Origin of the sequence: Moraxella oblonga NBRC 102422 (assembly GCF_001598275.1) — a bacterium.
GTDB classification, from domain to species: Bacteria; Pseudomonadota; Gammaproteobacteria; order Pseudomonadales; family Moraxellaceae; genus Moraxella; species Moraxella oblonga.
Genome location: NZ_BCYQ01000052.1, coordinates 1 through 12,036, shown reverse-complemented (window position 1 = coordinate 12,036; position 12,036 = coordinate 1). Strand labels below are relative to the sequence as shown.

General features: G+C 44.0%; 10 protein-coding genes, 2 tRNA genes and 1 pseudogene. 1 reads left to right on the top strand and 12 read right to left on the bottom strand.

Annotation, left to right across the window (positions count from 1 at the left end; genetic code table 11):
* Nucleotides 1–75: 75 nt before the first annotated feature.
* The 11 genes and pseudogenes from MOB01S_RS11055 to MOB01S_RS11005 all read right to left on the bottom strand — a co-directional run bounded on the left by MOB01S_RS11055 (nt 76) and on the right by MOB01S_RS11005 (nt 9,115).
* Nucleotides 76–702, bottom strand: coding sequence for an opacity family porin (locus MOB01S_RS11055; RefSeq protein WP_066805341.1), 627 nt, complete (start codon nt 700–702; stop codon nt 76–78).
* Between the two features lie 138 nt (nt 703–840).
* Nucleotides 841–1,548: an opacity family porin gene (locus tag MOB01S_RS11050; RefSeq protein WP_169798150.1), complete on the bottom strand. Its 708-nt coding sequence runs from the start codon at nt 1,546–1,548 to the stop codon at nt 841–843.
* A gap of 109 nt (nt 1,549–1,657) precedes the next feature.
* Nucleotides 1,658–2,578, bottom strand: coding sequence for a tRNA pseudouridine(55) synthase TruB (gene truB / locus MOB01S_RS11045; protein WP_066805337.1), 921 nt, complete (start codon nt 2,576–2,578; stop codon nt 1,658–1,660).
* Nucleotides 2,578–2,985, bottom strand: coding sequence for a ribosome-binding factor A (locus tag MOB01S_RS11040; RefSeq protein ID WP_066805334.1), 408 nt, complete (start codon nt 2,983–2,985; stop codon nt 2,578–2,580). Before MOB01S_RS11040 ends, truB begins: the two co-directional genes overlap by 1 nt.
* A gap of 227 nt (nt 2,986–3,212) precedes the next feature.
* A pseudogene (infB, locus tag MOB01S_RS11035) lies at nt 3,213–5,801 on the bottom strand (translation initiation factor IF-2); the annotation flags it as partial.
* Between the two features lie 122 nt (nt 5,802–5,923).
* On the bottom strand, nt 5,924–7,405 hold the full coding sequence (gene nusA / locus MOB01S_RS11030; protein ID WP_066805331.1) for a transcription termination factor NusA: 1,482 nt from the start codon (nt 7,403–7,405) through the stop codon (nt 5,924–5,926).
* 34 nt (nt 7,406–7,439) lie between these two features.
* Nucleotides 7,440–7,937: a ribosome maturation factor RimP gene (gene rimP, locus MOB01S_RS11025; protein WP_066805328.1), complete on the bottom strand. Its 498-nt coding sequence runs from the start codon at nt 7,935–7,937 to the stop codon at nt 7,440–7,442.
* A gap of 167 nt (nt 7,938–8,104) precedes the next feature.
* Nucleotides 8,105–8,181, bottom strand: a tRNA-Met gene (locus MOB01S_RS11020).
* Between the two features lie 92 nt (nt 8,182–8,273).
* Nucleotides 8,274–8,358, bottom strand: a tRNA-Leu gene (locus MOB01S_RS11015).
* 29 nt (nt 8,359–8,387) lie between these two features.
* Nucleotides 8,388–8,957 carry a hypothetical protein gene (locus MOB01S_RS11010; RefSeq protein ID WP_066805326.1) on the bottom strand — a complete coding sequence of 190 codons (570 nt, stop codon included), beginning with the start codon at nt 8,955–8,957 and terminating at the stop codon, nt 8,388–8,390.
* The gene (locus tag MOB01S_RS11005; RefSeq protein ID WP_157073985.1) at nt 8,954–9,115 is read right to left on the bottom strand and encodes a hypothetical protein; all 162 of its coding nucleotides are present in this window, start codon (nt 9,113–9,115) and stop codon (nt 8,954–8,956) included. Before MOB01S_RS11005 ends, MOB01S_RS11010 begins: the two co-directional genes overlap by 4 nt.
* Nucleotides 9,116–9,201: 86 nt before the next feature.
* Between MOB01S_RS11005 and rlmD the strand changes: the two genes are divergently transcribed.
* The gene (rlmD, locus tag MOB01S_RS11000) at nt 9,202–10,635 is read left to right on the top strand and encodes a 23S rRNA (uracil(1939)-C(5))-methyltransferase RlmD (RefSeq protein WP_066805322.1); all 1,434 of its coding nucleotides are present in this window, start codon (nt 9,202–9,204) and stop codon (nt 10,633–10,635) included.
* On the opposite strand, the gene MOB01S_RS12575 is transcribed toward rlmD, so the two are convergent.
* Nucleotides 10,632–12,036, bottom strand: a 1,405-nt coding sequence (locus tag MOB01S_RS12575) for a hypothetical protein (protein ID WP_066805320.1), incomplete at its 5' end; no start/stop codon positions are given. The two genes, rlmD and MOB01S_RS12575, sit on opposite strands and share 4 nt — an antisense overlap.

Below are 12,036 nucleotides of genomic sequence, written 5' to 3'. Positions count from 1 at the left end.
CCAGTTGTTAGGTTCGGTTGGTATACCAAAAAAATCTCCTTGTAAAAACAAGGAGATTTTGTTCATCACTTAACATTAGAAGTTGTAACGCAAGCCAACTTTTACACCGTATTGGTTGAATTTCCAATCTTCAACCTTGCCAAGATGGTGGTATTCTACACCTGCATCTAGCAATAATTTTGGATTGAAAGCATACTGTACCCCAGCAAGCACGCCAACGCCTACTTTGGTTTTCTTCTCAGATTCATAATAAGAGATGAGCGTTTGCTGATTGGTTGTAACATCAATGGTAGAAGCTCTGCCCTTATCTTCGGCTTTGAGCTGATTGACACCCACACGCAGACCTGCATAAGGCGTTACACTAAAAACGGGTTTAAAATCATAAATGGCAGAAAAACCAAGCGATTGGGCTTTTAGGGTGGTTGTCACTTCATCATTACCTATAATAGCCAAATCACCATCCGAATAATTTTCTGTTATTTTACCAAAATCGGTATAGTCTGCTTGATAACGAAAAGTACCCATATCCTTACCAAGAGCGATAGAATAACCTGTGTTGTTGTCTTTGAATTTCTCGTCATCAATCTTAACTTCAAGTTTGGACAAACCGACATCGCCCTGCACATACAAATCATCAAAAGCACCTGCCATAGCTAGGGTTGAAGTGCTGGCTAATACAGTGGCTAGCATTAATTTTTTCATATTTATACCTTATGATTATAAAATAGGAATTTTCTTACATTCCTCACATTTTATTGAAAAGTTGTTAAGTTGTTTTATCATCAATAATATAGACACACAAACTAAGTTTATGTGTCTATAAAACCATCAATAACGCTCTTAGAAATTCAATCTAGCACCAACTTTGGCACCAAACTGGTCGCCTTTGATACCATCAACTTTACCCAAGTGATTATATTCTACACCTGTATCAATGGCAAATTGGTTATTGATGTGGAATTGCACGCCCGCAGAAGCACCTAGACCAAGTTTGTCTTTTCTTTTGACATTATTGTTTGTAAGCATTTGTTGTACGGTTTGCTTATTAGATGGGTCATTTGGATCTGGGACTTCAATGTCAGCCTTGACAATATTCTGTACATTAGTTTTAATACGGTTTATCCCAACTCTTGCACCTGCATAAGGAGTAATCATCGGATTGGTCGTTTCAAAATCATAAATGGCAGATACACCAACAGACTGAACTTCTTTCACATTAACACGCTGACGAACCACCTGACCTTCAGTATTACCAGTCAGGAGTGTACCTGAAGTGGTAGGAATTTGGTAACTCACTCCCACAGTGTCACCATTGAAAATTCTGTGGTCTCCAGAAGCATCATTATAATAACTAACATCCGCTTGATAACGAATATCACCAGTATCTTTACCGACAGCAATCGTGCCTTTAACACCGTTATCTCTCGTTTTAATATTGGTAAGGTCGTTAGCATATTGGAGCTTAGAATAGCCAACATCACCTTGGATATATAGACCAGAGTTAGCAAATGAGAGAGTTGATACGCCTGCCAATGCAGTGGCTAACACTAATTTTTTCATAACAATTCCTTCAAGAATATTGCAGATTTAAGGTATTTTAACTTGTAATGACTATATTTGGCAAGTAAAATTTCATTTTTAAGACAATCGCACCTTTTTAGGAAACCAAACGTACAGGTTGTAATCGCCCATTCCTCTCAACCTGCCCAAGCCCAAAAAAAACACCCTCATGATACAGACGCACTTGACAACAACCCTCATCATACACCAAATCACAAGTACGGTCTTTGACATTGAGTCGTTGCCCCATTTTAATGCGAGCAGTTTCATCAGCACTCAAATCCAACATAGGCAAATGAACAAGCAGTGCATCAATGGGCAAAAGTTTGGCAAACCTTTCATCAAAATCTAGCTTGGTAAGCTCATCAAGATTTACCGAATCCATCACATCAAATCCGCCTGTCTTTGTGCGGTGTAGTGCGGTCAAATGCCCTACTGTACCAAGTTTTTTGGCAATGTCCTCACCCAGCACACGCACATAAGTTCCCTTAGAGCAAATCACGTGCAGGGCGATATGTTGCTCATCAATCTTGGTCAAAGTCAGCCAATGAATGACGATAGGACGAGCCTGACGTTCAACATCTATACCCTCTCTGGCGTATTCGTAGAGTTTTTTGCCGTCTTTTTTTAGGGCGGAATACATGGGTGGAATTTGTTGCTGTTCGCCTGTGAAGGTTTGGGCGATGTCATTCAAATCATCTTGGGTAAAGGTAGGGGTTGGCAATATTTTTGCCACCTCACCCTCTTTGTCGCCCGTATCGGTCTGTTCGCCCAAGCGTATCACTGCATGATAACCCTTATCGGCATCTAACCCAAATGAGCTAAATTTGGTCGCCTCACCCAAACAAATCGGCAAAAGCCCTGTCGCCATCGGGTCTAGTGTGCCTGTGTGTCCTGCTTTTTTGCTGTCAAACTGTGGCGACATAAACAGACGTTTGGCTTGATTTAGGGCGGTATGCGAGCTAATGCCATTTGGTTTGTCAAGAAGCAACACGCCAGAGACGATTTTTTTAGCCATTATTCGTCTGTCTCACTTGTGCTTGTGCCTGTTTTTTTCATGGCTTCGTTCACCAAATTGGTCATGTAATTGCCATGTGCCGTAACCTCATCATAATGAAATCTAAGGCGTGGTGTCGTGCGAGTTTTCATCGTGCGAGCAAGCTCACTGCGTAAAAAGCCTGAAGCATTTTTTAAAACCTGTAAACTCTCACGATGAGCTTCAATATTCATGCCACCATCTGTATCACCGTTTCTGCTAGGCTCTAAGATGGTTACATAAATGTCGGCATAACCCAAATCAGGGCTGACTTTTACCGATGAAATGGTCACAAAACCTGTCAAACGTGGGTCATTAATCTCATCACGGATAAGTACTGATAAAGTACGCTGAATTTGGTCAGCTAAGCGTTGTAAACGTTGGTTCATAATTTTCCAAATTAAAAGAATTTAAAGCAAAATAAGTAAATTCTATTCAAAAACAAACAAAGGTTTTTTGTTTTTGGTAAGCTTGTAAAACCATAACGAAAAACCGCTTCACCCAAAGGCTTGGCTTGGGGTGAACGGTTTTGTATGATTTTGATGTGATTTAAGTATAGTATCACAAATCACCCAAAAAACAAAACCCCACAATCGCAGGGTTTTGTTTGATTTGATTATAACTCACGTTTGACTTCGTGAATCTCATACACCTCAATCAAATCACCCACCGCCACTTCGTAACCTTTGACGGCAAGACCACACTCAAATCCTGCCTTGACTTCGGTAACATCATCTTTGAAACGGCGTAAGGATTGTAATGAACCGCTAAATATCACCTTATCATCACGCAATACACGGATTGGTTTGTTACGGAAGATAGAGCCTTCTTTAACCATACAACCTGCTGCCGCCCCAAATTTGCTAGAACGGAACACTTCACGCACTTCGGCAATACCCAAAATCTGCTCACGATGTTCAGGAGCAAGCATACCACTCATCGCCAATTTGACATCATCAAGCAAACCATAAATCACGCTATAATAGCGAATGTCAATACCTGCTTCGTCCGCTTTGCGTTTGCCAGCACCGTCTGCACGTACGTTAAAACCAAGTAAAACCGCTTCGCTACTTTCTGCCAAAATCACATCAGATTCGGTGATTGCACCCACACCAGAGCTGATGATGCGTACTTTGACTTCATCGGTAGAAAGCTCATCTAATGCACCAAGCAAGGCATCAAGTGAGCCACGCACGTCAGTTTTTAGGATAATGTTGAGTGTGGCAATCTCTTCTTTGCCCAAGCTGTCAAACATATTTTCAAGACGCATTTTACTTTGACGTTCAAGCAGACGCTCACGCTCACGGTTGGCACGAAAATCTGCCACTTCACGAGCTTTTTTCTCGTCTGAAACCACCAAAAACTCCGCACCTGCCATAGGAGCATCGGGCAAACCCAAAATCTCCACAGGAATAGAAGGTCCTGCCGATTTGATACGCTGACCGTTTTCGTCCGTCATGGCACGCACTTTGCCATAAAATTCGCCCGCAAGCACAAGATCTCCATGATTGAGCGTGCCTTTTTTGACAAGCAAACTTGCAATCGCACCACGACCTTTATCAATGCGAGATTCAATAACCACGCCCTGTGCCGAGCCGTCCACAGGTGCTGTCAGCTCCATGATTTCAGCTTGAATGCTGATGGTTTCTAAAAGCTCATCAATACCCATGCCTGTCTTGGCGGAGACTTTTACAAGCGGTGTATCGCCACCCCATGCTTCTGTGATGATTTCTTTGACAGATAGCTCATTAAGCACACGTTCAGGGTCAATGCTGTCCTTATCCATCTTGTTCATGGCAACGATGATGGGTGTACCTGCCGCACGAGCATGGTCAATCGCCTCAATGGTCTGTGGCATCACGCCATCGTCAGCTGCTACGACCAACACCACGATGTCAGTTGCTTTTGCTCCACGAGAACGCATGGCAGTAAAGGCGGCGTGTCCGGGCGTATCTAAAAACGTAATCACGCCACGATCTGTTTTGACATGATAAGCACCGATGTGCTGGGTAATGCCCCCCGCCTCACCGCTTGCTACTTTGGTCTCACGGATTTTATCAAGCAATGAAGTCTTGCCATGATCTACGTGCCCCATGATGGTAACGACAGGCGGACGAGTCTGTATATTGCCTTGTTTTTCGTCCACAGCCTCATGCAAATCATCTTCTAGTTTGGTGTCAGATACCAGCACCAAATTATGCCCAAACTCCTCCACCACAAGCCCTGCGGTGTCTTGGTCAATGGTATCAGATTCACGCACCATCTCACCCATTTTCATGAGTGCTTTGATGACCTCACGCACCTTGACTGCCATTTTTTGAGCCAAATCCGACACCACAATGGATTCGCCCACTTCTACGTTATGAATGATTTTTTCAACAGGCATTTCAAACTTATGTTTGCCCGCTTGGGACGATTTAAGACCACGAGATTTGGTTTTGATTTCTAGCTCTTCTTTGCCCTTTTTCTTGGCAGTTTTACCACGAGCATTAGCACTACCACCGCCACGCTTAATTTCACGGCGTTCTTGCTCAAATGATTCCTCCAACGCCTCACCCACAAGCCCCTTAGCGAGCGGTTCATCTTTACGTACCACCGCCACAGGCAAATCTTCTTTGTCGCTATAACGGCTTGCCATTTGTTTCATTTGTTCAAGCGTACGTTTTTGGGCTTCTTCGGCTGATTTACGGCGGTTTTCAGCCTCAATCTCACGCAACTTTTGTTCTTCGGCTTCACGAGCTTTACGAGCTTCTTTGTCAGCAGAAGTTTCGGCTTTGGTGGGTGCTTTTTTGGTTTTGTCACCTTTTTTGACTTCGGATTTTTTTACCACACTGGCAGTAACAACACTGTCAGAGGCTTCGTCTTCTTTTTTGGCTTTTTTGACAACAACAGAGGCGGTAGCAGTTTGGGTGGATTTTTGGCTTGTGTTACTGTTGGCACGCATGGAGGCAAGCACGGCTTCTTGTTGCTCTTGGGCTTGTTTTTTCTTGCGTTCTTCTTCTTGTTTGGCTTCTAGCTCTTTGATACGAGCTTCTTCGGCAAGGCGAGCTTTTTCTGCCAGCTCCTCGGCAAGTTTGTCGGTATCTGGTTTTTCAAATACGATTTTTTTGGTTTTCACCACATTTACTGCTTTGGCTTTACCAGAAGTGCCAGTTACTTTTGCGGTGGAAGTTGTTTTTGATTTGATACTGATTCGTTTTTTGTCGTTATCTGCCATTTTTACACCTAATTTGTTTGGACTTGCCAAAAACACACAAATTAGGTGTTTTGGCAAGTGATTAATTTAACATGCCCATGTCAAGGCACTCATGTCATACGCACGCATGGTTATTCAAACCACGACTTACGAGCATTCATGATAAGCTCACCAGCCGTTTTGCTGTCCAAGCCCTCAATATCATCAATGTCAAAAGTTGCCTGTTCTGCCAAATCATCAAGGGTGATGATGTCTCGCTCGGCAAGTTTGTAAGCGATGGCTGTGGTCATGCCTTCTAGGGCAAGAAGTTCACCGCTTGGCTCTTTGATGTTTTGTTTTTTGGCAACTTCATCAGCGATGATGACTTCTTTGGCACGCTCTTGAATCATGCCAATCGCCTCATCATCAAGACCCTCAATGTCATAGAAAGTCTCGGCAGGAACATACGCCACTTCTTCAATGGTGGTAAAACCAATTTCAGCCAGTGCTTCCGCCAAATCTCTATCCACTTCTAGACGCTCATAGAACAGATTGATGATGGCTTCTATTTCGCTCTTTTGACGTTCGGCATATTCAGATTCCAACATCATGTTGAGTTTGTAACCTGTCAAATCAGAGGCAAGGCGTACATTTTGTCCTTGTGAACCAATGGCACGAGCAAGCTGGTCATTGGTTGCAAAAATAATGTCAGCAGTGCGATTGTCCTCATCTAGCACGATACTAGATACGTCCGCAGGCTCCAACGAACTGATGATGTACTGAGCAGGGTCATCGCTCCACACCACCACATCAATACGTTCACCATCAAGCTCACTTTGTACCGCTTGAATACGAGTACCACGCATACCAATACACGCCCCCACAGGGTCAATGCGGTTGTCGTGGGTCTTGACGGCAATCTTGGCACGCAAACCAGGCAAACGAGCCACCTCACGCACTTCAATGATACCCTCGCTAATCTCTGGCACTTCTTTGGTCATAAGAGCTTTTAGCATGTCTTTGCTGGCACGAGACAATACAAGCTGACTGCCACGACCATCACGATTGACTTGGGCAAGCAGACATGTTACACGAGTTTTTGGGCGTAAGTTTTCACGAGGTAGGGCTTGGTCTTTGGCAAGATAACCTTCTGCCCCATCACCCAAATCAATGATGTAGCCGTCTTTGCTTTGTTTTTTGACTTCGCCTGTAATCAACTCGCCAATGCGTGCTTCAAAAGCGTCTGCCACAAGCGAACGCTCCGCCTCACGGATTTTTTGGATAATCACTTGCTTGGCTTGGGTGGCAGCGATACGACCAAACTCAATGGATTCAATCTGCTCTTCTACGATGTCGCCAATTTGGTATTTGGTTTCGTCCAAATCGCTAATGGCAAGCTGACAAGCTGGCATTTCATGATCTTCGTCCGCCACCACTGTCCAGTAGCGGTAAGTGTCATAATTACCCGTTTTGCGGTCAATAGACACACGAATGGCAACTTCTGGCTGTTCGGTATAGACTTTTTTCTTGGTAGAAAACACAAGTGCCTGCTCGATTGCCCCAAAAATATCCTCAGCATCTAGCCCTTTTTCATTACTCACCGTCTCTACAACGGTCAAAATTTCACGGCTCATCTTTGTTTACCTTATGTTAAATCAATATGTTAAATTAATCTTGATAAATTAGGTTGGCTTTATCAACATTGTCAAAAGCAATGTCAAACTCCAATTTATCATCAGTAACCACTGTCATGCCAGACTCACCCACCTGCATCAAACGTCCCACCACCTTACGGCGTTTGGTGTTGCCTTGTCCAATGGCGTGAATCAAACGCAAATTAATGACTTCGCCCACGAAACGCTCCACCTGCTCTGGCGTAAACAATGGACGGTCAAAACCTGGGCTTGACACTTCTAGCACATACTCACCTGCAATGGGGTCATGTACATCTAGCACGCCTGATACTTGGTGATTCACCGCCGAGCAGTCCTCAATGGTGATGTGTTCGCCACGTTCACGAGCCTCTGGCGTAACCTCAATATAGATACGCAATAACGATTTGCGACCTTGTGGCATAAACTCAATCCCCCAAAGCTCCACATCACACGCACTGACCGCAGGGGCGATGATTTGGGTAAGCTCTGAGATTTTAGAAGAGGGTTTCATCTGATGAATTATCCTTGAAAATCATATGATACAGTCATTTTAACACAAATTTAGTCAAGTTTTCCAAATGACAAGTACAAAAAAGCCCACATAGTTGCGGGCTTTGAGTATCAAAATCAGCCGATATTACCAAATATGGTAATGCCTTAAAATAAGGACTTCAAAAATGGTAGCGGGGGCTGGATTTGAACCAACGACCTTCGGGTTATGAGCCCGACGAGCTACCAGACTGCTCCACCCCGCATCAATTTAGAACGCTATTATAGCAAATATTTTAGTGTTGTCAAGTATTTTTTAAAAAATACCATTAATAAAAAATTCAATATGAGGATTATTTGGTGCGAACGGAGGGACTTGAACCCTCACGCCGTGAAGCACTACCCCCTCAAGATAGCGTGTCTACCAATTCCACCACGTTCGCAAGCAGGACGCATTATAGCCCAAGCATTTTTAATTTTCAAGCATTTTTTGCAAGCCTGTTAAAATCGGCAGGGGCGTATCTTTACCAAAATGCACTTCTATGGTGAGCTTTGGCACATCGCCAAGCACTGTATGACAACTTTGCAAAATATCTTGGGGTGTAAGCCATGTGATTTGGCTGTTTGGATTTGGACTCTCATCATTCACAAGCAGAGCCGAGCCCAAAATTGCCATACGCCGTAGACCTTTATATCGCATCAAGTCATAAATTTGAGGTTTTAGATTTATCAAACACCGCTCAAACATTCGTACGCTAATGCAGTGTTTGGGGGATTTTTGAGCGATGATGTTGGCGATGTATTCCACCCTATCGGTCTGTACACCCAGTCCTGTGAGTTGTTTGGTCAGTGTATGTATCCACACGTCACCAAGATTGAGCTCGCCTGCGGTTGCTTTTTTATGATAATAATCATAATTATCATAAAACTGGCTTTTACAACGTGCCACCACAGGGTGAAAAATATTGCCATCAGCACTCATGGGCAATACCAAAAGCTGTGCTTTGGATTGTAAAAACGGCTCATGAGTTGCCCACATCATAGCATCTCAACCAATGGCACGGCGGGAGTTTGGTCGGTGCCAGATTCTGGGTGGTCTTTGGCGGTCATCGGCAACTGGTTATCACTTTGGTCTTTTTCATCGTGATGAACATCATCCATTTCATGAATAAGATAAGGAAACTGACATAACTGGCACATGATTTTTCCTAAAAAATAAAAACCATTATAAAGACAAAACCCAAAAAACACAATATAATAAGCCACCCACCTTTTGGCAGGCAATCATGAAACCCAAATCCCCCAAACCACCCAAAAAACAGTCCCACCCCACCCCCATCACGCTCACCATCACCGCACTCACCCATGACGGACGTGGTGTGGCAACTTATGATGAGACACAGGGCGACAAGGCAGGTAAAAAGGTTTTTGTGAGTTTTGCCCTACCAAACGAAACAATCAAAGCCATGCCAACCCACAGCAAAAAATCCTTTGATGAGGCTGACACCGTCCACATCATCACCCCAAGCCCCCATCGCACCACGCCCATCTGTCGGCATTTTGGGGTGTGTGGCGGTTGTACTTTACAGCATTTTGATGTGGACGAACAACTCAAATACAAACAGTCTGTTTTGCAAAATCACTTCTCCAAAGCAGGACTAAGCCCCAATATATGGCTACCGCCCATCATCGGTGAGCGTACCGCCTATCGCACCAAAGCTCGTCTAGGCGTGCGATATTTGCCAAAGGTGGATAAACTCATCGTGGGGTTTCGTGAGCGGGCAAGTAACTTTTTGACCGACATCACAGATTGCCCGATTTTGGACAAAACAGTCAATAACAACCTAAACAAACTCAAAACCGTTTTAAAGCATTTAAAAGGCAAAGGCGACATCACTCACCTAGAAATCGCCGTTGGTGAAAACATTGGCAAAGCCACCAAGTCGCACGTTTTACCCCATATTGCACTCATCGTTCGTCATATCAAAACCCTATCTACCACAGATACCAACCAGCTTATCAGCTTTGGCAAATCGGTCAATTGGCAGATTTTTTTACAGCCACATGGTGTGGACAGCATTCACCGCATTGACGAAGCAGATAAAAATCTGCTACCCATGAGCCACACCATACCACCAACAGGTGGATTATTTTATGAATTGCCCGACTTTGATTTGATCTTACAAAGTAGTCCAACTGACTTTACACAGGTGAATTTATCCATCAACAAACAAATGGTAAAACTGGCGTGTGATTTGCTGGGTTTAAAACAGGGTGAACGAGTGCTTGATTTGTTTTGTGGGCTTGGGAATTTTAGCCTAGCGATGGCAAAAATGGTGGGTGATACAGGCAGTGTGGTGGGTGTAGAAGGCTCATTGGACATGGTCGCTCGTGCCAAAATGAATGCCCATGCCAACGGCTTGACCAACACCGACTTTTATACCCAAGACTTGACCCAAGATTTTTCAGACCAATCATGGGTAGGAAAAGTGGACGCTCTGCTGATTGACCCGCCACGCACAGGGGCGTGGGAAGTGATGAACTATTTGGGCAAATTTGACGCCAGCCGTATCGTCTATGTTTCATGCGACCCTGCGACACTTGCCCGTGATAGCGTACGTCTAACCCAGCAGGGCTATCGGCTCACGCACGCAGGGGTCATGGATATGTTTTGTCATACGGGGCATGTGGAGAGTATTGCCCGCTTTGAGAAGGCTTAAACTAACTCAAAAGACGACACATCAAAATTCTCACGTTTTTCGGGCAGGCGGGCAAGCAAAGGCAGTTTATCAAGTCCTGTTTTGCCCGTTGGAGTGCTATAATGGCGATAATCTTTCTCTTCACCACTTCTCATCAGACCACCCTCAAACTCATAATGCACCATAAACTGACAGCAAGATTTGGCTAAGCGAACGATATCAATAAAGAACTCTTGGGAGATTTCTTGACCATACTCTTCAAGCTCTTCCATGGTGTGTTTGGGGCGACCGATACCAAGTTTGGCAAGAAATTTACCCTGTGCCAAATTTGCCTCATACGCATCAATTTGCTGATAAAAACCTAATATTTGCTGTTGTTGAGCATGAACATCATCAAATAACTCGCTGATTTTTTCACTAGGTATTAGCGCTTGTCTGGCTTTGGTTTCCCAAGAATGTCGCTCGTCCCAATAAAAATCTTGGGTCTTTTTCAAAAACAAACGATAGCACAAAATACGTGCCGACAATACTTCGGTGGCATCCGCATATTCGGTAGCAGGGAGCATAGCAAAGAATTGAAGCTCTTGCCAAATGTTGTTGAACAGTACGCCTGTATAATGCACAAAAATCGCACGGTCATCAACATTATTGGTGATGGCTTGCATGACATTAGGCATTTTACTTAGGATAAAGTTATCAAGGGCTTTTTGGTACTTTTCAAGGCGTTTGGCAACCGCCTCTTCCAAATCTCCATTAAAATCAATAGGGTGTCTAAGTAGTGGTTGCAATTCACGAGCAAACGCTTTGCGAGTATCTTCCATAAAGCTCAACAATGTTGCACTGGCGGATACTTCCAATGTATAAATGGTTGAGATAAGTTTCAAAATCATCTGAATAATATCAGGATTGACGTGATGGCGTGGCACATAGCACCCATAAGTGATATAAAGCCCATATTCGGTATCTTCGGTCAAAAAGCGACACACCGAATAGCGGTTTACATCAAAGGTACGAATCGGAGCAATCAAGAACCAATAACGAGCCGTCTCCACAATGGACAACCGCCGCCCCATCACCTCACCCTTCAAATCCTCTGGAAAATGGTTGAGCTTTAACGCCTCAAAATCATCACTATCCCATGCACGAAAATTAAGCCCTTGTAGCTCATGTTTGATATATACTTCTTTGATAAAGGCTTTGACGACAGGGACGGTAATACCACGCTTATTTTTGTCAATGGTGATGTGAACTTGGTTGATGAGATTGGCAAGCTCATACAAAAAAGCTCGGCGGATTTGTTCCAACTGTACTTCTTCACCCTCTTCAATGATTTGTTCCATTTTATCAAGTTGGTGCAACAAGCCCTCAATATGCCCTGCCAAATCCAGTGCTGTTATCGCCTGTATGTCCCCCCCCCCCCTT